Annotated in this window: 21 protein-coding genes and 1 CRISPR repeat array (1 of these 22 cut by a window edge); of the genes, 10 read left to right on the top strand and 11 right to left on the bottom strand. The window is 52.9% G+C overall.

The annotated features are described in order from the left end of the window. Positions 1-218 precede the first annotated feature (218 nt). The 3 genes from CEK71_RS20700 (at position 219) to CEK71_RS20685 (ending at position 4664) form a co-directional block, all read left to right on the top strand. Positions 219-575 carry a S24 family peptidase gene (locus CEK71_RS20700; protein ID WP_088621157.1) on the top strand — a complete coding sequence of 119 codons (357 nt, stop codon included), beginning with the start codon at positions 219-221 and terminating at the stop codon, positions 573-575. Between the two features lie 139 nt (positions 576-714). Beyond that, positions 715-951: a hypothetical protein gene (locus CEK71_RS20695; protein WP_157679499.1), complete on the top strand. Its 237-nt coding sequence runs from the start codon at positions 715-717 to the stop codon at positions 949-951. Positions 952-1601: 650 nt separating this feature from the next. Continuing rightward, positions 1602-4664 (top strand): M56 family metallopeptidase, encoded by a 3063-nt coding sequence (locus CEK71_RS20685; RefSeq protein ID WP_088621154.1) that lies wholly within the window; start codon positions 1602-1604, stop codon positions 4662-4664. Here the strand turns inward: CEK71_RS20685 and CEK71_RS20680 are convergent. After that, positions 4661-5431, bottom strand: a complete 771-nt coding sequence (locus CEK71_RS20680; protein WP_088621153.1) for a hypothetical protein — start codon at positions 5429-5431, stop codon at positions 4661-4663. The two genes, CEK71_RS20685 and CEK71_RS20680, sit on opposite strands and share 4 nt — an antisense overlap. A 339-nt stretch (positions 5432-5770) precedes the next feature. On the opposite strand from CEK71_RS20680, the gene CEK71_RS20675 reads away from it, so the two are divergent. Continuing rightward, complete coding sequence (locus tag CEK71_RS20675) at positions 5771-6328, top strand: NADAR family protein (RefSeq protein WP_088621152.1); 558 nt, start codon at positions 5771-5773, stop codon at positions 6326-6328. 248 nt (positions 6329-6576) lie between these two features. Here the strand turns inward: CEK71_RS20675 and CEK71_RS20670 are convergent, their stop codons facing one another. The 6 genes from CEK71_RS20670 to CEK71_RS20645 all read right to left on the bottom strand — a co-directional run bounded on the left by CEK71_RS20670 (position 6577) and on the right by CEK71_RS20645 (position 10465). Continuing rightward, positions 6577-7620 (bottom strand): restriction endonuclease, encoded by a 1044-nt coding sequence (locus tag CEK71_RS20670; RefSeq protein WP_198328363.1) that lies wholly within the window; start codon positions 7618-7620, stop codon positions 6577-6579. 2 nt (positions 7621-7622) lie between these two features. After that, a complete protein-coding gene (locus CEK71_RS20665; protein ID WP_088621151.1) occupies positions 7623-7934 on the bottom strand; it encodes a hypothetical protein in 312 nt (103 codons plus the stop codon). 404 nt (positions 7935-8338) lie between these two features. Continuing rightward, positions 8339-9241 carry an Lcl C-terminal domain-containing protein gene (locus tag CEK71_RS20660; RefSeq protein WP_157679497.1) on the bottom strand — a complete coding sequence of 301 codons (903 nt, stop codon included), beginning with the start codon at positions 9239-9241 and terminating at the stop codon, positions 8339-8341. 126 nt (positions 9242-9367) lie between these two features. Then, positions 9368-9601 (bottom strand): hypothetical protein, encoded by a 234-nt coding sequence (locus CEK71_RS20655; protein WP_088621149.1) that lies wholly within the window; start codon positions 9599-9601, stop codon positions 9368-9370. Between the two features lie 27 nt (positions 9602-9628). Then, positions 9629-10006 carry a hypothetical protein gene (locus CEK71_RS20650; RefSeq protein ID WP_088621148.1) on the bottom strand — a complete coding sequence of 126 codons (378 nt, stop codon included), beginning with the start codon at positions 10004-10006 and terminating at the stop codon, positions 9629-9631. Between the two features lie 81 nt (positions 10007-10087). Continuing rightward, entirely contained in the window at positions 10088-10465 is a 378-nt protein-coding gene (locus CEK71_RS20645; protein ID WP_088621147.1) for a hypothetical protein, read from the bottom strand. Between the two features lie 750 nt (positions 10466-11215). On the opposite strand from CEK71_RS20645, the gene CEK71_RS20640 reads away from it, so the two are divergent. The 3 genes from CEK71_RS20640 (at position 11216) to CEK71_RS20630 (ending at position 13262) form a co-directional block, all read left to right on the top strand. Then, positions 11216-11488, top strand: coding sequence for a hypothetical protein (locus tag CEK71_RS20640; protein ID WP_088621146.1), 273 nt, complete (start codon positions 11216-11218; stop codon positions 11486-11488). Positions 11489-11741: 253 nt separating this feature from the next. After that, positions 11742-12833 carry a tryptophan 7-halogenase gene (locus tag CEK71_RS20635; protein ID WP_088621145.1) on the top strand — a complete coding sequence of 364 codons (1092 nt, stop codon included), beginning with the start codon at positions 11742-11744 and terminating at the stop codon, positions 12831-12833. A gap of 135 nt (positions 12834-12968) precedes the next feature. Continuing rightward, on the top strand, positions 12969-13262 hold the full coding sequence (locus CEK71_RS20630) for a type II toxin-antitoxin system Phd/YefM family antitoxin (protein ID WP_088621144.1): 294 nt from the start codon (positions 12969-12971) through the stop codon (positions 13260-13262). A gap of 253 nt (positions 13263-13515) precedes the next feature. Here CEK71_RS20630 and CEK71_RS20625 read toward each other — a convergent pair whose 3' ends face one another. Beyond that, on the bottom strand, positions 13516-15210 hold the full coding sequence (locus tag CEK71_RS20625) for a multicopper oxidase family protein (protein WP_088621143.1): 1695 nt from the start codon (positions 15208-15210) through the stop codon (positions 13516-13518). A 122-nt stretch (positions 15211-15332) separates the two neighbouring features. Beyond that, positions 15333-16661, bottom strand: a complete 1329-nt coding sequence (locus CEK71_RS20620; protein WP_088621142.1) for a cytochrome P450 — start codon at positions 16659-16661, stop codon at positions 15333-15335. A 636-nt stretch (positions 16662-17297) separates the two neighbouring features. Here CEK71_RS20620 and CEK71_RS20610 point away from each other — a divergent pair. Beyond that, positions 17298-18032, top strand: coding sequence for a hypothetical protein (locus CEK71_RS20610; protein ID WP_088621140.1), 735 nt, complete (start codon positions 17298-17300; stop codon positions 18030-18032). 224 nt (positions 18033-18256) lie between these two features. Further along, entirely contained in the window at positions 18257-18691 is a 435-nt protein-coding gene (locus tag CEK71_RS20605) for a hypothetical protein (protein ID WP_088621139.1), read from the top strand. A 113-nt stretch (positions 18692-18804) separates the two neighbouring features. Here CEK71_RS20605 and CEK71_RS20600 read toward each other — a convergent pair whose 3' ends face one another. Beyond that, positions 18805-19656, bottom strand: coding sequence for an SDR family oxidoreductase (locus CEK71_RS20600; protein WP_088621138.1), 852 nt, complete (start codon positions 19654-19656; stop codon positions 18805-18807). A 91-nt stretch (positions 19657-19747) separates the two neighbouring features. Here CEK71_RS20600 and CEK71_RS20595 point away from each other — a divergent pair, with 91 nt between their 5' ends. Continuing rightward, a complete protein-coding gene (locus CEK71_RS20595) occupies positions 19748-20146 on the top strand; it encodes a winged helix-turn-helix transcriptional regulator (RefSeq protein WP_088621137.1) in 399 nt (132 codons plus the stop codon). Between the two features lie 267 nt (positions 20147-20413). Here CEK71_RS20595 and CEK71_RS20590 read toward each other — a convergent pair whose 3' ends face one another. Then, the gene (locus CEK71_RS20590; RefSeq protein WP_088621136.1) at positions 20414-21448 is read right to left on the bottom strand and encodes an endonuclease/exonuclease/phosphatase family protein; all 1035 of its coding nucleotides are present in this window, start codon (positions 21446-21448) and stop codon (positions 20414-20416) included. A 487-nt stretch (positions 21449-21935) separates the two neighbouring features. Beyond that, positions 21936-22284: direct repeats of the CRISPR family, unit length 28 nt; unit sequence TTTCTAAGCTGCCTGTGCGGCAGTAAAC; it runs 519 nt beyond the window's last position.

The following is a 22284-nucleotide window of genomic DNA, read 5'->3' as shown; positions in this document are numbered from 1 at the left end:
CGTTTTAACCCTTAAAGAGATGGCTTGAGATTTTTTAAAACTATGTTATCCACACTAAAACGCCAAGCTTATTAAAAATAATACCAAAGCCTAAATATAACACAAATTTCCAAAAACCTAAAAAAAACAATAATCCGGCGGCGTTGATAACCAGGACAGACCACCGCCACCACCGGATAACCCCGTGCCCCTGTCCTATTACCGAAATAGATACTTTTATGGAACACTACGAAGCCAATAAATTACGTTTTGCCAAATCAACCATGAAACGCATGGGCGTTGCCGTCGATACCACCGCTTGCATGAAAGTGTCAGGCAACAGTATGGACCCGGTCATGCCGGACGGCTGCACCGTCGGCGTAGACACCAGCACCACCCAAATCAAAGACGGCGACATTTACGCCATCCACTATTACGGGCAACTGCAAGTCAAATGCCTCTACCGCAACGATGACGGCGGCGTGCGCATCCGCAGCTACAACGACAGCGAATATCAAGATGTCCACTGCACCCAAGACGAACTGGACCAGCTCAACGTCTTAGGCCGCGTGTTCTGGTGGTCGGTGCTGTGCTAACAGCCTAAATACGCCGCCCATCCTTAAAGCAAGGGCGCAACCCAGCCTTTCGGGCTTTATCCCCCGAAAGGCCTTAAGCGTGCGGCTGATGTTGGCCCAGCCCCTATTTTTTCATGCCCCCCACAAGGAGAGCCAAACCATGCCCGAAACGCTAGGCCCTATGGGAGTATTATGCCTAATTTTTCTGGCCATTCTCAGTATCCTCTGGTTTTTTCTGCCTTTCGCCATCTTCGGCATCAAAGGCAAACTAAACGTAGCCTTACAAGAAATGCACGAAACCAACCAAAAACTCGACGAACTGCTGCAAGAATCCCGCAAAGCCAACCAACTAGCCGCCCAAGCCGCCGCACAGGCGCAAGCCACAACAGAGCGCTAACCAGCAAACCGCAACCCGACTTTAAACCAACCAGCAATAGAATTATTAGCTATTATCAGTATAACAATCAGCCTATTAGCTTAATATAGCAAAGCGCGTAATAAGGCGGTAGATTTTTGTTAGCGCCGTTTTCGCCACTATTTTTTACAGTAATTCCAGTTTGTTCCGAAGACGTTATGAGATTCGTGCCATAGCCCTCATCAGAACGATCTGTATTTTCATAAGTAACCGTATACCTATCCAGCTCACCCGACACATCCGTAGGCAACTTATGCTCATGCCCAGGATCCACCACCTCATGCCCATGCGCCACCACCACCGCATCCGCCGACCCACCCCGCTGCCTTTATTGACCTAAAGGCCCCACAATAACCCGAAAAAACCGTCACCCATGTCCCCGAACATGTGTTACCTATGTCCCACGTCCATACACCCATCAGGGGAGGGGGACGGATTCCATTGCAACTTATTGTTTTAAAAACTTTATTAGAATTTTCAATATTCGGTGGCTGAGCTTTTATCCGAATGTTAAAAACTTGATGATCGAGTATAAATAAAGGCTGTGGCAAGCCACTCGGCAAATGTCGGGCAAAACCGCCTGCGGAGTCTGGCGTGGCTAAATTCTAAAAACAATTTGCAGCGGGTAATTTATGTTGGACAGCTTTCTTTTCTTGCTTGCCGTTTCGCCCGGATTATTTGCTTGGTGGCATGGCCGGAAGTTAATCCGGCAGGCACAGCAACCGTTATTGGCCGAACGCTATGCCCAGTATTTGCGCAAGCTGGTTGGGTATTTTGTCTTACTTTGGTGCTTGTTTTTGTTTGTACCGATAGTTAATGAAAACAGCGGCCTGCAAATCATCGGTTTAACGGTAAACGGTCTTGTTCGCTTGGCGCTTTTTAGTGCGGTGGTCGGGTATTTTTTTGTGCGTAAGGCGTTGTTGCAGGAAAGTTGGGGCTTTTGGAGGTTTTTGATCTTTCAACTCCGATGGCTTCTGGTGTTCCAAAGCTTTCCTTTGTTGCTGTTGTTTTCGCCTCAGTGGATAGCCGAGGCGGGGGCAAACCGGCCACTGGCTATCGCAGTTCTTGCCGTTTTGCTATACGGGCGCTTATTATTGACTGTTGGGCAGGTCGGAAAATTGGTGGGGGCAGTTCTAATGACCGACCCTAAATTGCTGGCTGGGTTTGAGGCCATTAATGCCCGTTCTACCGTCACACCGCCGTCTTATTTTACCCTGCCGGTGCACGGCGGGCGTATCGCCAATGCGGTGGCTTTATCGGCGCTCCCTAAACCTGCGGTGCTGTTTACGGAAACGCTATTGTCCGAACTCAGCACCGAACAAATTGAGGCCGTTTACGCCCATGAATTAGGCCATATTGAGCGCAGGGATGCCCGTTTTATCAAGAAATATGCGTTACAGTGCTTTTTGTTGGCGACTATCGCGTTAGCCTGTGTGCCGCTCTTTGCGACATGGTTTACCATCCGGCCTGATAAGGCATGGCTGTTTATTTTTGTCGGTGTCGTTTTATTGCAGTTAAATAAGTATTTTCTTGGGCATCAACGGACTGAGGAAACCCATTCCGATACCCGTGCGGTTGAGTTGTGCGGTAATCCTGAGGCGATGAAGACGGGGTTGCAACGCATCCATGACATTAATCTGCTGCCGCACCGTTGGAGTCGGGAGCGGGAGCGGGCTTCGAGCCATCCTAGCCTTGCCAACCGTCTCCGCTCAATAGATGCGGTGGATGGGCAAGAGGCGAGGGGTGTCGGTGAGCCGATGATTATAGCCACTAGCAAGGCCGGCAGTTATGTGGTGTTTGCCGACAGCGTGGTGTATTGGCTGGATGGCGTACCCGAAGGTACGGCACTGAGCTTGGCAAGCCTTACCGACAAAGCCACGCAGCAACTTGCTGTGGCCTATACGGAGTTAGTTGAGTTATTGCTGGAGCCTAGCGGGCATGACCAAGCGCTGTTGGTCGGTATCGACCAACAGGGCAAAAGCTATCGGCGTACCTTACCTGCGGCGATGATCGGCCCGGCACAGGCCGCGCTGGCTTATGCCGACCAGCATATCGTGCCAATGACGGTAGTAAAGCCGTCGCGGCCACCGCTCTTTTACTTGCTTACGGCGGCTATGGTGGCGTGTGGGTATTTTTCTGGGCAACCCTACTCTATTTTATTTGCCATTATCGCTTTTTTTTATTGGTTGCAGCCCAGCCGGATGTTGTTGGCGACGGTCGGCGCTTTGGCTTTCGCCCAAGGTATGGTGTACTGGCTACTTAACCCGATGCTGACCTTCAGCGAGCAAGCAGATGCGTTTGTGGTTGGCTTTACTTTGTTGGGTTTGGCGGCGGCGGCTTACGCGCTTTATCAGCACTTTCGCAGCCCAACAGACGGGCAGGTCTTTTTTCTCCATACGGTGGGGATTTTGGGGATGATTGCCGCGATAGGTTTGGTTAAGATGGTGGCGGCAAGTTTTATGGGCGGGCTGTTCGCGTTGTATGTCAGTGCTTTTGATAATGCTTTTACCGGGGTTTGCCTGTTCGGTTTGGCGGCTGCCTGCACTATGCGCTTTAAGGGGGAACGGCGTTGGGTGGCGGGGTTGTTGGCATTTTTGGCGGTCAGCACGTTGGTTATTCAATCGCCTTATTTTGGCGAACGGGTTGCGCATGATCCTTTTATGGTGTCGGCCAGCCAATTACGGCCTATGACGGCCAATGTAACATCTGTGGCGGCGCTTGCCGAGCCGAATGCGTTTGAACTGCATTTGTCGCCGCAGGGGCAGCGGGTTGCTTTTATGGTAATGAAGCCGGGCGAGGATGGGGAGTATGACGATTCGGTGCAAGCGCCGTATACGCTGGCGGATTTTAATTTGCCGCCGATAACGTTAGGGGTAGGGGATGTCGAGTTTGTCGATGACGGGAGGATTTTAGCCCTTGCCACTGGCGAGCCTGCGGTTTTGCAATTGCGGCAATGGCGCAACGGCAGTTGGGTCATTGATAAGCAGTGGCAGTTGCCCGCTGGTTTTGCGGCCAATGACATTATATGGGATAGCGCTAAGCAAGCGTGGTTAGTGTTAGGCTATGACGCGGATACGGGCGATACGGTGCGCGTTTTGGGGGCTTTGGCTCATGATGATGTTAAGGCCGTAACCATGGCGGCCAATGGTGATGAAAATCAGGATTATAGGGAATATGATTTGCAGGATGCGCTGCTGCGGGTTTATCGGGTTAGGCCCAATAAAATGCAAGCCCCATTTTGGGAGAGGATTTTGGATCAGCGCTACTTCATCTTATCGGCCTCACAACAGGGTGAGTGGTCAGATATAGCGCACACTACGGCTTATAATCTCTTTTGTTTGCCGAGTTCTGTGCAATTGCCGTCGGTACGCATCCCGTGCTTGTATAAAAGGGAAGGCAAGCAGTTTTTAGGGATTGTCAATTTACAGTCAGGGCGGTTGGATAAGGCGGTATTTTTGGATGAGGATGCGACGGGTTATAGTTTAATCGGCCAGCAAGGCCCGTTCATCTTGGTCAGTAAAAACAGTGCCCAACTGTTTGCCGTGAATATCGAAGCCGGCTTGCTTTATGAACTGGCCTTGCCCGAATCGGCCAAACCGTTTGCTGCACTGGCTTGGAACGGCCACTACTTGGCTTTGGCGAACAGTACGCAAGGGGTGCAGGTATTTCGGGCGGGTTGGGGTGAGGGGCATTAAAACCCGATGTCAGTTAACGGCCAGTTGGACGGTTCGCGGTACGTCCAGTTTTTAAAATCAAACGGTAACGTCCACGTTTTCGGTTTGAGTTTTTTGCCGTTTAACTGTCCGGTTACGGTGACCCGCAACGGATAGACTCGGGCCGTGTTTTTGCTGGTGTCTATGACCAACTGGGTTTTGATGTCGGTGCGGGCGTTCTGATCCCCGCAACAACTGCCGGAATCGTCAAAATCGGCCCAAAAGCCCGCGAGGTTGCGGATGGTGTGTCCGTAAGGTGCAAGCAGCGTATGCGAGCTCCCAGAAATGCCTTGGTAGATGGCGCCGTCGGTGTTTTGCCAGCCCCAGTAATCCGATGGCCCCAGCAGGCTGAGCCGCCAGTTGGTCGGCGGCAAACCGTATGTCCCCATCGGCATTTTCGGATCACTGGCGATGATCTCCGTCTGGCCATTATGTTCTTCTAAGACAAAAGCCCCGATCAAACCGGATATGACATGGGCGTTGTCGGCTTCACCTTTTTCATTGACCGCTGTGCCGGTGGCTAACACATACAGGCGGTTTCCGGTGACGGTTTCGCGTTTGTCGGTGCGGTCTATGGTCATGCAGTAGTGCTGTTCGCTTTCGTCCATGGTTACCCAGCATTTTTGCTGGGGGTTGTAGGTGCCATAGACTTTGTCCAATACCGCTTTGGCGGAAATATCGGCTTGGGCGGCGGGTACGCTTAAGGCGGCTAAGATGGTATAGGCGGCTAAGGTGTTTTGGCCTTGCATAGGCGGCTCCTGAGTGGGCAAAATGCGTTTTATAAATGAAATAGGTTAATAACCGACGTTACTGCATAACAATGGCTAGGTCAATTTTAGCGGAATATACACGCTAAATGGTTAAATACCTAGTGTCGCAATAAAAATAGCGGTTATTTTTAGCTATTATTAAGGGGCATAAGGCGATAAACGCCGCAAGGTGAGGCTGTGTGGTGTTTTTGTATTATTGGTAAAAAGCAGGGCGGGCGGGAGTTGTGGATAGTTGTATGGTCCATTTTTAGGTGCGCGGATGAGGGCAGGCGGTTATGGCCGGGTCAGCGTGTTGTGTGGGAGAGGAGAGTTTTGCTTATGTATGATGACCGTTATATCGACCAGTTACGCCTGCGTTTTAATAGCGGCGAGCCGTTACAATATGTGTTTTTCTGGGGGCATCGGCAACCGCGTGGCGGGGTGGTGACGCAGACGTGTTTGAGCCAGTGGTATGCCGCTGGTTTGGCGTTGGACGCTGTTTATTACCGCACTGCCGAACACGCGATGATGGCGGGCAAGGCGTTGTTGTTTAAGGATATGGAGACGTTCCGGCAGATTCTCGCCGCCGATACCCCTGGCGCGGTTAAGGCACTGGGCCGGCGGGTGCGTGGGTTTGATGAGGCGGTTTGGCTAAGGCAGCGTTTGGAAATTGTCTATCGGGTCAATCAGGCGAAGTTTACCCAGCATGAGGATTTGCGGGCTTATCTGGTGGCGACGGGCGATAAGGTGCTGGTTGAGGCGAGCCCTAAGGATGCGGTTTGGGGGATTGGCATGGCGGCTGGCGATGCGCGGATTGCTGACCCTAACCATTGGCCGGGCTTGAACTTGTTGGGGTTTGCGTTAATGCGGGTGCGGGAGGGTTTGGCTGGCGCTTAAGCGTTGCACATAAAGGCCATCGGGGCTAAAGCGCATAACGCAAGGAACGGTTGCCGAGAGGGCTGGGATGGGGTTCAACACGCTGTGTTGCAATGGAACGCCGACTTAATTTCATGCACGTTCCTTAACAAGGTATATTGCCCCGAATCAAGCTGGCTGTCTTGGCCTCCAGACCGGTTTTTGTCAGTACGTTGAACCCAACCCTGCCATTTTGGAATTGTGAATAAACTTTATCCTGTAATCCCCCATTATTTCTTATGCCAACTCAATAGCTCAGCCATATCCACCAGCTTTAACTTATCGTTCTTTTGCGCACTTTCCACCGCTGCTTTTGTAAAGTAGCTGGTGGTAACGATATAGCCGCACCAAGCGGCATTTTCCTCCACAACGCCTTTAAATTGCTGAACGGTAGGGCTACCCACCGGATTATCCTCGGCGTTGCGCTTGCACTGCACAACAATAAGCCCGTTGGCATGGCGGGCAAAGCCATCTACCCCGGCATCGTTGCTTTTTTTAGTCACCCAAGCCAGTAAGCCTTGATCCTGAAAAAAGGCCATAACGTGCCGTTCAAAATCATAAGGGTTCATCGCCAACAATTCACGCTTTAACAAAACCTCATCTTTTGACAGCGTTTGCTTTTGGGGCGCGGCGGGTTCGGCTTCCATCGCCTCCCTCAGTTCTTTTTTCGTCCGCCTTAACACTTCGTCTTTGGCAATCAGCGACAGCACAACGCCAATATAGCTATCGGCACTCGTGTTCTTGCCCAAAAAAGCCTCAATAATGGCCGTAATCCCTGCTACGCCGACAAACAGCAACAACAGTACAGGCACACCGATTGCACCGCCAAAACCTGCTATGCCAACTGAATTACCGCCAATCAATGCCGCCGCCGCTAAGGTAACGGGCATTGTCACTTTAAGGGCTAAAGGCATATCCGAAGTAGCATAATTTTTAACCGCTTGGGACACGCTTGCAAAAATAGCCGCCACCGTTTTTTTAAAATCCATCAGCGCGTAAATATGCAGATATTTGTCCAGTGGTGATAATTCCTTATTTGCCAATATTTCACGCGCCAAAGCCAGCCCCGCCAATACGTCTAGCCGATCCTGTTCGCTAGCGCATTTTTTTAAGGCCGATATAAATAAACCAACCAGCCACCGAACCATTGCCCCCTCTTGCTTTACCTTAATATTGCCCTGCAATACCGCCAAGCGTTGTAAAAAATCCCCATCAGATAAAAATCCCCCCGCATGGGCTTCTTTTAGCGCGTCTATCTTTTCCTCGTCTGTCATGGCTAATTCTTGGTAAGGTTTTTAAACGCCCCAAAGGCCGCGCCGACTGCCGCACCTGTTAGCGTTCCCACCAGCGGCACAACCGAGGCAATAACTGCCCCGCCCGCCGCGCCTTTTGCCATATCCGCCGCCATATCAGACTTTAAAGCCTGCTTGATAAGCTGCCCGCTTTCATCCAACAAGGTGCTGTTAGCACCCGTTTCATCATCAGATATATCTGACAACTGCGCCAACCGTGCATTGTAATCTTGTTCAGATAAAAACCCCTGCTGGTAAGCTTGGGTTAATTCTTCAATTGGTTTTGCTTTATTCATAACTACCCCATCCACCCCATAAATAACTAACAGGATATTACCAACAACTCTACAGCACAACCCATTTGATAAAACCTACCCGTAAAAACGAAAAAACTGCCGTTGACCCCATCCATACTTATCAATCAATGCACTTATAATCAATCCACCATTACAAATTCTGATTGTTGACACACCTGCTAAAAAAACGAAGAACAATCATTGTCAAAATCCCAGTCATAACCATGAGCGACATCACCACCCAAAATAGGGGCAAATTTTGACTCGATAGCGCGAAGTCCCCAAACGCTTACGCCATTTGTATTTTCAATACTATTTAATGCTGTTTGTGAAATGGCGACGACGACGGAAAGCGGCGGGTGTGGGCCGTTAAAGCCGGGGGCGATTAATGGCGGTTTTCGCCCTTAGCGCACAGCAAAAACACGGGTGGTATACTTTTCGCCAGATTGGTTATAGGTAACGGCAAGCCCTTGGTTGAGGTTGACGGATTTTGCCTTAAATTCGGGCATGGATTGGTTAGACCACACCCAAGAGCCCTGCCCAATAGCGTCAAACACGGGATGGATATGCGCTGGCCAATATTTGCCGTTGATATAAAAGCCGGTGCCGGCTGAATACGCGGGCCTGTATAGGCTTTTGATTTCTGCAATAGTGGGCATCCGCCAATTGCCGCCACAGGTGTCGAGGTTGGCTGTCCATTGCTTCGCCTCAGCCCAAGCCAGTGTTTGGTCGGGGCCTACATACCATTCTAATCCGGTCGTTAAATCGATGATTGAGCCGCAGGGCAATACCTTATAGTTTTCATACGTTGTGGGGCGGGCACTCTCCTGATAGCGGGGTGTTGTCGTCTCGTGGCTGTTTGTTAGCCGCCACTGTTGGCTGCATTGTTTGGCTACTTTATCCACGCATTGCAAAAATGATCCGGCTTTGTACAGGCCAGTCAGCAGTTGTTCGAAACGCGCCGCGCCGTCGTTATCGGGGTCGTCGTCATGGAGTTTGTTATAGGCATCACTGTCTACCATGCTGGCAATACCCGCCCCTAGAAAATCGCTTAGGCCGTAGCCTTCTCCGGTCATTTCTGCGGCTAAAGAACCGCACCCTTCACTGAGCAAGAATCTTTTCTGGGTGCTGTTTTCGGCCAGATCGCCCGCCGCTGCACAGCCGCCGTGGCTAATGGCGCATATCGCCAAGGCGGTGCTGGTGGCTTGGCTGGGTGGGCATGACAGCAAATTCTTGCTATTAGCCATTGGTAGTAAGCCTAGGTTTAAGGTGATGGCGGTTAATCCGGCAAATAGGGGTTTGTGCATAATCTTTCCTTCGGTTTTTTGCGCGGAATTAAAATGACTTGTCAGCGGATAAAGCTTATCCGCCACCCAAACGCTAAGGCCCTACACAGCGGGGCGTTTAAAAGCAAAATGTATTATGCGCGTTTCTTAAAAAGCGATAATTTTGCCGACAATAGTGGTGACTAGCGGGTGTTTGAGAAAGGCTTGCAGGCGGCTTTTGGCTTCGGCTTTGGCTTGTTCGGGTGCGTCGGCGCGGTCTATCTCGTTGACCAGTTGGGTAATGTGTTGGTTAAAGCTTTGATTGGACGATAAGGTGGTATTGCCTTTGTTATAGCCAATTTGAAAATTGCCCGATTGGTTGATGGTATCGCCTGTAGACATGACGGTGTTCCTCTGGTGTTAAAAAAATTAATTGGAAAGGTCGATTTCGCCTTTGTTGAAACCGACCGCAAAGTTGCCGCTTTGGTTGACGATGTCGCCCGTCATGCGGACTTCGCTGACGTAAGTGAAATTACCGCTGGTTTGTGCGTCTATGGCATCGCGGATTTTAAAAAACAGTTCTTCGATTTTGGCTTCTTCGAGGGTGACGACCAGCACAAAATAGCCGTCACCTACGGTTTTCATCAAAATGGCATAACGCGTCTTGACGAAAAGGCGTTTCCACCAAGAGGAAGGGCGCACGGTGATGCTTTTGATCCCGGCGATTTGATTGACGGGGTAAAGCGACCCGGAGACTTGGATGACCGCCGAGCGGACATCGACTACGATAGATTTTTGTTTGGCCATGGGACTTAAGCGGTGTCGGTAAGGTTAGGCATTAATAATGTGGGCATTTGTTAAAGAAGGGGTGGCATCCCGGCAGGTTCTTTAGCCCTTCGGTCGCTGATATTCCGCCCAGGCCGCGTTGATTGTCATGATCGGCAACAAATCGACTAAGGGGATAAGTTCTACTAGGCCGACAAAGCCGCGTGGCCCATAGCGTATCGCTTGGATGATGACGATAAAAATGTCGATGGGGTCGCCAACTATCGGTACTGCCGCCCCGCCATAGTCGGCAAGGTCGGCGATGAGGCTTAAGATAAGCACGCCGTATTTTTTGAAGATGACGGTTATCAGTAGGCCGCAGATGGCGAAGCCCGCTAAGAACGGGTGGGTTTCCAGCAGGTAAATCATGAACACGAACAGGCAGGCCACCCAAATCGGCGGGATGTCTTTTAGGGTTTGGCTGATACTGGATGGGGGCATGGTTGGTGTTCGCTGGGTGTTATAGGCCGTTGGGGCGACTATATAACAACTGGGCGGTTGGTAAAATGAAGGATTACCGTAAAAATAGTGAATTTTGCATAAAAATACAGGTTTTATAGGTAATTTATTGATATTTATTGTAAAAATTAAGTGTTGGTTTTGTGGTATTGGTGGTTTTAGGGTGTTTTTTTTGCGGCTTGTCGCCTGTGTGGGGGAAAAGCTGGCGCAGTGGTTGCGGATTGGTTGATGTTAGGGTGGGGTTGGAGTGCAAAGGTCTTTAGCCTTTGCTGGGGGGTAAGGAACGTGCATAAAATTAAGTCGGTTTCCCATTGCAACACAGCGTGTTGAACCCCACCCCAGCCCTCCCCTTGGCAGGGGAGGGAGCTTATGGCTTCTCCGTCGTATAGGCGAAAGTTAGGGGAAAAAGCTCCTCCTCCTGCCAAGGGGGAGACCTTCGGCTTTGCTCAGGAGGGAGGGGGTTGTTGTACTTTCGCCTGTTCAACAGATTTTATTTTATGCACGTTCCTAAGCGGCGGTGGGGTATCGGTTTTTTGGTGTGGCGGGGATTTGGGAGGGGCTCGTGCAATGGCTGAAGACCATTGCACTCCGATGTCTGGGTATGTGCTGTGCAAATGGTTGAAGGTTACTGCACGCTGGTATTGGGTTGTGGGTGGGGGTTGGTTTTTTCTGTGTGTTGTTGGGGGCTGGCAGTACAATGGGGTTTTTTGTTTGCCTTGAGGTTGGCTGCTGATGACTGCTTCGCGTTCTTTTCAACAACTGGTGTTTGCTGGGGTGCTGTTTTTGGTGCTGTCGGTTTGGGCGTGGCGGCAGTTGGATGAGCGGCCTGTGAATGCCCAGGGGTGGGGGAGTGACTGGTCGGGTTGGGAGACTTGGTTGCGGCCTTTGGGGAATCAGGCGGCGCGGGGGCAGGTTGGGGTTAATTTAGGGGAGTTGCGGGACCTTGCTTGGAACGAAAGCACCGTAACCCGCCCAGACAAAAGACATCGGCAAGGGGGTTGCTGAACTTCCATAAAAGGAAGAAAAAACATTGTTTCTGAACAGAATTTCCTTAACTTAATGGCAGTGAGGGCTGGGGTGGGGTTTAACACGCAGAGATACAATGGAACGCCTACTTAATTTTATGCACGTTCCTAAGCTAGCAGATTACTGGCCGCTAGCTTACCGCCCAATAGCGTAGTTTGTCAGGTAGCCGCCGTCACCTGACAAACCACGCCATTGCCTAAAACAGACCATCACTTACCTCCCCAAACAACGCATGACCCAGCCCACCCCTTTTGATGTCTTCATCGTCGGTGCCGGCCCCGCAGGCTGTGCGGTCGCCCTGTCCCTCGCCCAAACCGTGCCCGGCCTGCGCGTCGCCATCGCCGACCCTGGCCGCAGCACCCCCTTCCGCATCGGCGAATCCGTACCGCCGCTCATCAAGCCCTTTCTTGACCAACTCGGTGTCGGCGCGGCCTTCCTACAAGACAACCATTGCCCCTCCTTCCGCACCGTCAGCGCTTGGGGCAGCCCCGAACTGGTCAGCAACGAATTCTTTCTTAACGTCCACAACACCGGCTGGCGGCTAGACCGCGCCCGCTTCGACCAAACACTCCTCAACGCCGCCTGCCAACAAGGTGCCCAACGCCTGCCCGCCCAACTCCGCACCCTCAGCCACCACGCCCCATACTGGCACATCGGCTGCGGCGATGCAGGCGACTACCGCGCCACCTACCTCATCGATGCCAGTGGCCGCACCGCCCTGCCGTCGCGTCTGGCAGGCCTTAAACCTATCAACCACGACCGCCTCGTCGCCAGCGCCGTCTTTTTCGGCCAGACCGACCCCAACCTGCCCAACGCCGATGCCGTACTGACCGAAGCCTGCCCCGATGGCTGGTGGTACACCGCCGCCCTCCCCGAAGGCCGCCGCGTGGTCGCCCTAATGACCGATGCCGACCTCGCCCGCCGCCTCAACGCCAAACAACTGGCCGCTTGGCAACAGCAACTGGCACAGACCCGCCATGTCCTGCCCCTCATCGGCAACGCCCGCCCGCTAGCCCCACCGCAACTGTGGCCAGCCAACTCCCGCTACCTGCACGGCCCCACCCGCCCCAACCTGCTCGCCGTAGGCGACGCGCTATCCTGCTTCGATCCCCTGTCCTCACAAGGCATCATCAAAGCCCTACGTTCCGGCCTGTTCGCCGCTTACGCACTAACTGACCACATCCGCCGCCAAGACAGTAGCGGCTTCAGCCGCTACCAAGCACTGATGCAGCGCGAATTCGCCGCCTACCAAACCACCCTAAGCGACTACCACCGCCAAGAACAACGCTGGCCAGACGCGCCGTTTTGGCAACGGCGGCTTTAAGTTCTAGGCATGGAACACCAAAGGCCTCTACCTTTGCCCGCTGCCCTGTTTTGCGTTACCTTTCGCGTAGGCTTTTGCTTTAGCCTATAATACGATTTAATTCCGTTCAAATAAGCTTCAGCCAGGAAAATCATCATGCAAATTTCCGACAACATCAAGCCCATCAGCTACCTTAAAGCCAACACCGCTGAGCTTATCGCCCATTTAAAAACCCGGCACCAACCGATGATTATCACCCAAAACGGTGCAGCGGCAATGGTCATCCAATCGGTTGCCGATTACGGACAAACCCAAGAAACTCTAGCCCTGCCAAAGCTATTGATGCACAGCCAGCAAGCGGTAGGAGAAGGTAAAACCGTGACCAGTTCCGAAGCTTTCGCAAAGCTCCGCCAACGGCGCGGTTTACTATCGAGTCCTTGCAACCGTTGATGTAAAGCTAAAATCCCTTCGGCAAATAAATACCGCACTAGCCTAAAACACGGAATGCAACGGTCTTTAGCCATTGCGCGATATAACCGCGTGTACCAACAATAAGCCGTCAATAAGCCGTCGCCCAGTAAGCAACACAGACTCATCTGGCTTCAAGGCCAACTTTTAGCCTGCGTATTGATACTGTCGCTTGCTTAACGCCGGACTCTAAGGGCAAGCCCAAACGCTCACCCTTAGCCAAGCCCGCTTAAGCCTAATGGCTATGCGCCGCCGTCCCACTATTCGGATCAACCACTTCCTCCACTTCCATCATGCCCAAATCTTCATGGTCAAGGATATGGCAGTGCATGACGAACTTGCCGATATAGTCGGTGTAGTGGGTATAGACATTCGTAGTGGCCGGGCCTTGCACCAGTAACGTGTCTTTCCAAACCCGCTCTAATTGCGTATCGGGGCCTTGGCGCGTCCACTGGAACGGATTGACGTGGATGTGGAACAAATGCGGCACAGGCGGTATGGCGTTATCGGGATTGGCCAATGCCGACGGATCAGGATCGCCCAACGTCGTCAACGCCCACATATCGGTCGCGCCCAAGTTGAGCTTGCGGACATGGGTGGGGCTAAAGGCGCGGGCATTGACTTGGAAATAGTTTTTCTTACCCGGCAAATCTTGGGTCAGATTAAACGTCACTTGTTGCAAACCCACCGCCGTTTTGCTCAAATCGGTATCACCGAACGGCGCTAAAGGCCGCATTTGCGCATCGGTCGGCAAATCCATCTCATTCACCTCATCAGTGACGCGCAAAATGCCGATCACATGGCTGCCTTCATCGTCGCCGCGTAACGATTGGCTGGCCGGGGTCGCCATATCGCGGATTTCATAATCGCCCGGTTTCATACTGGCCTTCACCAAGACATCGCTGCGGTAGCCCGGCTCCAAATCAATGGCCACCCCCGCCTTCCAAGTGTCGACATGCCCCAAATAATTGCCGTCCAGGGCAATCTCATGCAGGTCATGGTCTTGCACGGCGAAATAAATCGATTCGCGGAACGCGGTGTCAATCAAGCGCCAACGCTGTACCTCGCCGCGCTTCATGGTAATGATGGGGGCGATTTGGCCGTTGATGGTAATCGCCCGGTTAGCGCACGGCCAAGTGCCTTTATTGGCCTTCTTGCAATCTTTGGCGGTGGGGGTGGACGGCCCCGGAAACAGCTTGGTGATATTGTTAAGCTTGCCGTTTTCGTTATAAAGAATAGTCTGCAAGACCAAGGTCTTCTCATTGGCATTGGCCGCCAGCAAGGCTTTTGGCGCGTCGGCATTGTCTTCAATAACAATCGCCCCGGCCATACCGCTGCCGACTTGGATGGAAGTCGAGCCGTGCGCATGGGCATGATACCAATACGAGCCGATGGGGTGGGTGCTGGGCAGTTTGACTTCGTAAGGGAAATGGCTTTGCGGGCTGATCGCCAGCAAAACGTTGTCGCTGTTACCCGTCGGCGAAACATGCAGGCCGTGGTAGTGCATATTGGTGGTGTTAAACGACGCGGGCTTGGTGTCCAGATACGCGCTGTCTTTTTCTTGGTCAAACTGTTGCTGGACTTCGTTCGGCGTTTCTAAAGGCAAATTATTATTCAGCGTCAGATTAATCACATCGCCTTGTTTAACCCGCAAGGTAGGGCCGACCAATTGCCCGTTATAAGTGCGCAACGTCACCGGACACCCGGCGATACTGGTGGTTTTGGGGTCGGTGAATTTCACTTCCAGCGGCGTAGTCAACACACCGTTGCTGGAGCGGATCTCCGGCGGGTTTTGGAACGGCTGATGGCCGTATTTATTGACATCAATCTTATCGTAAGCACACAAAGGGTTAGTGTCGGCCTGAGCCGCCAACGGGGTGGCCAACGCCCAGGCAATCGCCAAAGCCAGTTTTACAGGGGAGTGTTGCATAGTCTACGTCCTTCTCTCGATAGTGGTGGGTAACGCTTTTTTTAGTTTTTTGGGTGGTACAGGTTTAGGCTGTTTGCCTTGGAGCGCGGCCAACTGGGCCGCAAGCCCCTTTTTTACGGTGTTCAACCCCAAGCCAACTCATACTGCTCAGGAAACGGCCCGTCTTTATAATCAATCCGCCCCAAAGCGCGGATGCCCGGTTTAAGCAACACTTGCCGGACCATTTCCGGGATCATCACCATACCGACATACTTGCCCAAGCACTCATGGCTACCGAAACCGAAGTGGAAATAATGGTACCAATTGCGTTCGGGGACGAAGTCGTCGGGGTTGGCGAAAATCAGCGGATCGAACATCGCCGATTGGGTCAGGGTCAGCACATAAGTGCCGGGCAAGATCATCGTCTCGCGCGGCGTGTCTTTGCCGACCGTATAAGGGCCAGCGGTTTTGCGGAACAAATACGGGGCAATCGGCACAAAGCGCAACGCCTCCCAAACGATACTGTCAAACTCTTTATTGTCGTCGCGGTGCGCGGCGATAACGGCCTTGTCCAGCCAAGCGGAGTTGTCCAGCAAAAATTGCAGAATCTGGGCGACTGCCTGCGAGGTGGTTTCTATCGCCCCGATCAGCAAGCCGCCCGCGTTGATGCCGACCCGCGTCAAGTCAAAATTGACCGCATCGGGAAAATTGGTGCGTAACATCCGCGTCACCATATCATCGGTGAGCGGCTCGCTTTTCTTGCCGGATAACAGCCGGAACAACTTTTTCAGCCCATACCACAGCACCAATAGGCTGCTGGTCGCCTGTTCCGCCTTCACCGCCAACAGCCGCCGCGCCATCAACTCGGCGATATACGCCCCCAGCGGCGGCCCTACGGCATTATGGCGCTCGACGATGTACAGGCGCTTCTCTTCCGGCATCAGGTCGAAAGGGTGGTTATGGAAATTGTCGTACTGGTTCCAATACGACCATTCGATCAAGTCCTTTTTATCACACCCCGTCAGGCCAAAATAATCCTGCACCAAAGTCGCAGGCACCATGCGGCAATAGTCGTTAACGACTTCAATCCCCGTTCCCGCGCCGTCGAGAATCGCCTTGCCGATCCGCGCGACCAACGCCCGCACCTGCGGCAAATCATCACGGTTAAGCAGGCCTTGCATCAGAGATTTTTCGCGGGTGTGCAGGGCATCGTCATCATGCGCCATCAGATAATCGCCCATCTTGGCGATATACAGCTCAACGGTAAACACTTTCGGCATGTTCAGCACTTCGGTGATGTCGTCAAACCGCGCCAGCAAGGTGCAAACGGGCGTGACCAGAATAGGCCGCTGTTCACGCAGTTGTTTAAAAAACGGCAGCGGTTCGGTATCCAACCAGTGCCGTACCAGGGGGAATTTGTCAGCTTCGGCGGCGGCATCGTATTGCGCCAGATAATCAGTAGTGGCAGTCACGCTTCATCTCCTTAGTCAGAGTGTCAGGGCGCAAGCCGCCCCAGGCTAATATGTCGGCAGCAGCACCGCCTTGGGGCATAGTTATAACAAGATCGGAAGAGAGGGGAAATTAACTACTACCTAATAAAAAGTCAATGCTTCACATTTGAAGTAGTTCATCGATAATGCTTTGATTTTATTAGGCACTTATTTTTATAGTGACAGGATTTTTTCAGGCTTTAGGGCAGGTTAACCCAAAAAATAGCGGCTTTACGGCAAAACGGCGGCAAAGCCCGACCTAGCGGCAGGCAGAAAATAATCAAACGGACAAAGTAAGCGGCACTAACAGCCAGCCCGCCTTTAGCATCAAAACAAGCACCCGCACTACCAGGGCAAACGCCCCCAAGCCTTGGCACAAAAATTAAGGATTTTACCACTGGCCTTAACAGGGCCGAGCCTCCAGCCACCCCGCTAAGTCCAAGCCGCACAGATAAAATTACCCACTCCTACGGTCACGGTTTACCATCCCGTCCGCATCCTTCAACACACACGGCAAAAACCCTTTCGCCGCCACAGCCAAAGGGCGTTACTATAGGCAATCCGCACCCCCTGCGGACGGCCCCTTGTTCTTAACCCTTGTCCTCAGGAGGACACCTCATGATGTTATTGCCAAAATTATCGGCTTGCGGCTTGGCTGTCGGGCTAGTCTTAGCCGCCCCCGCGTTTGCCCATGATGAAATCCTTATCAAAGCGGTCGTAGAAAACACTGGCGGCGACAACGCCATCACCATCGGCCACGGCTGCGAAGACACCCACTTGCCGATACGCGCCCAAAGCGTGGTGTTTCCCACCAAAAACCCCGAACTGATCGCTTCCGACGGCCACACCATCACCGACTTGAGCGAAATCATTGGCCCCAGCGTCTATGCAGGGCAAGTCGACACCATCCAAGACCGTAACATTTTCAATAAACAGCACGAAAAACACGACAAACTCGGCAACGCCATCGGCTTTTACGGCATGGATGGCCGCTTAGGCACCACATTACAAGGCCGCGTCCCGTTCCAATTTACTGCGCCGGGCTTTGCCGCCACCAGTTGCGCCACCGCCTTAAAGATTGAAGTGGCCATCGCCGACATCTGCGACTTTACCGCCCCGACCATCCAAGCGGGCAAAGTCAACTTATGGATTCCTGACAACGGCTCACAATACGCCAACTTAGGCGGCCCGCAAAACATCGACGGCATCGGCGAACCGCCCATATTCCAAGTCACCCGCAACTTGACCACCAACCCGCTGCCCAACGGCTGCGGCGCCGGCTTCACCGTCACCGTCCGCCCCTCCGCCGCCGATGTCGATGCCCACCTGGGTATCCCTGGCTGGCATTATTAAGCAACGCGGCTAAGTTCAGCCTATCACTTACGGCCTTTCAGGTTTTCCAATGGCCTGAAAGGCTACCCCCTAAAACCCAACCGATTATTTCCACAATTCCCCCCGCCGCCATTAAGCCGCCATTAAGCCTCGTTGCTTTATGCTATCGCCACACTGTCCAATAAGGGCAAAGTACGGCGGCTTTTCCGCCAATCAATTAACAATCCCAATAAAGGAAGGCTGTTATGAACAAATTAATGCTGATGGTTGCCTTAGGCTTGAGTGCTTTAATGGCAGCCCCTGTCCATGCCGATGACGACGACTGGGGTCGCCGGGGCGGTTGGGGTGGCGGCGGCTGGGGCGACGGGCGCGGCGAATGGCACGAACATCACCACCACCACAGACCGCGCCCCATCTACCGCGAGGTGATTAACGTCTACCCGCAACCGCGCCCCATCTACCGCGAAGAAATTATCTACGCGCCACCCCCACCGCCGCCCGTGTATTACCAACAACCGCGTCCGCAACGCTACTACCGTAACAATAACGGCTTAATGTCCGGGGTGGCGGGCGGGGTTATCGGCGGCGTGGCGGGCTATGAACTGGGCGGTGGCGACCCCTTAGCGACCGGGGTCGGTGCGGCGGCGGGGGCGATTTTTGGTGAGGAACTGGGACGTTAAGCGTAGCCTTTAACTAAGGGCAGCTTTAGCTTTGGCACGTACCTTAGCCACCGCAACAAACAGATGCCCAAGCACCTGTTTGCTGACAGCAATAGCTAAAGATAACCCCTTATTTAGGGGAGCGCAGCCTGTATTTGCACAGCGATTGGCGTGGTCGGATAGCCAATCAGTTGGCTCAATTGGTGGCTGTCATCGAACAATCCGCCTTTGGACGCGCCAATATCGGATTCCGAAAGCAATGTGGCAATACCTTCCGGCAAACCCGCACCGACCAGTGCAGCTTTGAATTCGGCCTCCGGGAGATTCTGATAACCGACCAAGGTGCCGGACTGCTGAGAAAGCTCTTGCGCAAATTCCGCCAAACTGTAAGACGCATCGCCCGCCAACTCATAAACCCGTCCGGCCTGACCGTCCAGGGTCAGCACTGCCGCCGCAGCCGCCGCATAATCGGCACGCGCCGCCGAGGCAATACGGCCATCGCCTGCACTCCCAAGCAATACCCCATACGTCAAAGCCGCCGGGATACTGGCCAGATAGTTCTCAGAATACCAACCATTGCGTAACACAACAGCAGGAATGCCCGAAGCCTGGATCAAAGCCTCGGTTAACCGGTGTTCCGTCGCCAACGGTAACGGCGAGCTATCGGCATGTAAGATACTGGTATAGGCCAATAGGCTGATGCCCACTTGTTTTGCCGCGTCGATTACCGCCCGATGCTGGGGCAGACGACGGCCAATTTCGGTGGCGGAAATCAACAGCAGCTTATCGGCCCCTGCAAATGCCTTCACTAAGGTAGCGGGCTGATCATAGTCGGCTTGCCGGACTTGAATGCCCAAAGCCGCTAAATCCGCCACTTTCTGCGGATCGCGCACCGCAGCGACAATCTGCTGGGCGGGCACAGATTTAAGCAATATGTCAATAACTAAGCGGCCAAGTTGGCCAGAGGCCCCGGTGATAACAATCATGATAAAATATCCTTTGCTTTATTGATAAAGAGCGAACAGAATACAATATATACTTACCAATAGTAAGTACGCACCTAAAGGTAAGTGTAAAATGACAGAAATCCCCAACCCACCACCCGCCACCCTGGCCGAACGCCTGCAACGCGGCAACCTGTTTGCAGAAAAATGCCCATCCCGCGCCATATTGACCCATGTCACCAGCCGTTGGGGAGTTCTGCTGCTCGTGGCGCTGTTAAGCGGCACCCATAGATTCAGCGAGTTAAGGCGAAAGGTGGGCGGCATCAGTGAAAAGATGCTGGCCCAAACCCTACAATGGCTCGAAAGCGACGGCTTTGTCGAGCGCATTGCTTACCCCGTCATCCCGCCCCACGTCGAATATCGGCTCACCCCCTTAGGGCAAGAAATAGCCCAAAAAGTGGAGTCTCTGGCTGACTGGATTGAAGTCAATCTCCCAGACATTCTCGCGGCGAAACGGCAAAAAGCCGAATAACGCCATAGGCGTTTTCTTACAGGGCCGCCCACCCAATTCCGCTTAGGAACGCCCATGAAATAAAATCTGTTGTACAGGCGAAAGTACGGCAACCCCCTCCCAGCCTCCCCCTTGCCAGGGGGAGGGGCTTTTTTCCCCTGATTTTCGCCTGTACGATGGGGAAGGCATAAGCTCCCTCCCCTGCCAAGGGGAGGGCTGGGGTGGGGTTTAACACGCTGAGGTGCAATGGAACGCCTACTTAATTTTATGCACGTTCCTTACTTCACCTCAAAAAAACCGCACCTGCGCCGTCAGCAAATCATGGTCAGACATCGGCAGGCCGTTTTGCAAAGGCCGGGTATCCAACAGCCAATTATCCGCCTCAATATGGCACGGCCCGCCGACAAAAATATGGTCGATACGCTTATCGGGATGCAGTTGCGGCGGCACGGGCGGGTTATGCGCCAAACTATAAGCATTCGCCAATAACGGCGGCTGCACATTCGCGCCGATAATATGCTGATAACGCGCCTCTTGCGCCGTCGTATTAAAATCGCCCGTCACAATCACCGGCATCTGCTTCGCCAAACCCGCGACCCGCGCACGGAACAGCAACGAACTGGGGTCTTTATTCACCCCCGCATTATCAAAATGGGTGTTGGCATACAAAAAAGTAAAGCCGCTGGCCTTATCGCGCAACAGCACCCAATTGACATAACGGATCATCGACAAACGCCGGAACCCCAAAGACATCGGCAACTCCGGGTCATTGCCCAACCACAACTGCCCGGCATCCAGTTGCTCAAACCGCGCCGTCCGGTATAACAGCGCCGAATCCGCGTATTCCACACTACCCTGACGGTAACTGACCAGGCTGTACTGCTCCGGCGGCACAATCATGGCAACATCCGCCGCCGTGCCCATCTCCTGCAAGCCAATCAGATCGGCGTTATATTCGGCGATACGCGCCCGGATTTCCGGCAAGCGCACCGACCACGGCAACTCGCCCTTCCCGGTCTCGCCATGCTTAAACCGCGCCGCCATCGCCTCAATAAACGCCGATCCGTACATCACGTTATAGCTCAACACCTGCATTGGCGCTACGGTGCAGCTTTGCCCAGCCCAGCGGGCGGCATCCGGCAAAGGCCGCGCCAAGCCGCCGCCCGTATAAGCCGCCAACCGCTGCACCCCCTGATAACGCAACACCGCAAACACCGCCACCACCAGCACCACCAAAGACACCGCGATACGTTTTAACCACACCAATGGACAACCCTCAAACAAAAAAGGCTTATAGTGCCTGACTGGCACGGCAAAAGCCATTAAAGTTGCACGGGAAATTAAGCAAACCCACCTCCCTGCCCTTAACGCCCTGCTATCTGCTAAGGCATGGGGTTTGGAGCGCGGGCATCTTGCCCGCAAGGGCGGGCAAGATGCCCGCGCTCCAAATTTGCAAGGCTATCTCATGCAAGTTCCTAGAAAATGGCTACGAAACCGTTTCGGTCATGGCCCGCCAAGCTTTTCAAGTTTTCACACCTTTAACTCGATTATCAAGTTTTTAACATTCGGATAAATAGTTCAACTACCGGATATTAAAAATTTGAACAAATTAATTTAAAACAACAAGTTGCAATGGAACCCGTCCCCCTCCCGCTGCAAGATTTTCAGGATCGTCAAGGACGTTTACCGGGGCAAACACAAAAACTACTCCCTGACATGGAGCCTGGTGGCCGCACTGGTTAACCTGAGATATGGCAACATTTAGGAAAGATGTCTACTATCCGAGCATAGCCTCCCCATAACATTTCTCTTTCTAAGCTGCCTGTGCGGCAGTAAACTTGGCAAAGGCTTTAGCTAATATCAGCGGCACTTTCTAAGCTGCCTGTGCGGCAGTAAACTCACCGCTGCCATTTGCCCAATAATTCGACGTTTTCTAAGCTGCCTGTGCGGCAGTAAACCAGTTGTGGACTTGCGTCCAAAATCTGAAAGCTTTCTAAGCTGCCTGTGCGGCAGTAAACCGCTGCTTGCTTGTACTGAGCAACGCCCTTATTTTCTAAGCTGCCTGTGCGGCAGTAAACTCATAAGTTCGGATTGCCATGATTAAGGCCTTTTTCTAAGCTGCCTGTGCGGCAGTAAACAATCTGGTTTTGTTTTCTATT

It is taken from the genome of Methylovulum psychrotolerans, from assembly GCF_002209385.1.
GTDB classification, from domain to species: domain Bacteria; phylum Pseudomonadota; class Gammaproteobacteria; order Methylococcales; family Methylomonadaceae; genus Methylovulum; species Methylovulum psychrotolerans.
This window is presented reverse-complemented; position numbering and strand designations above follow the sequence as displayed.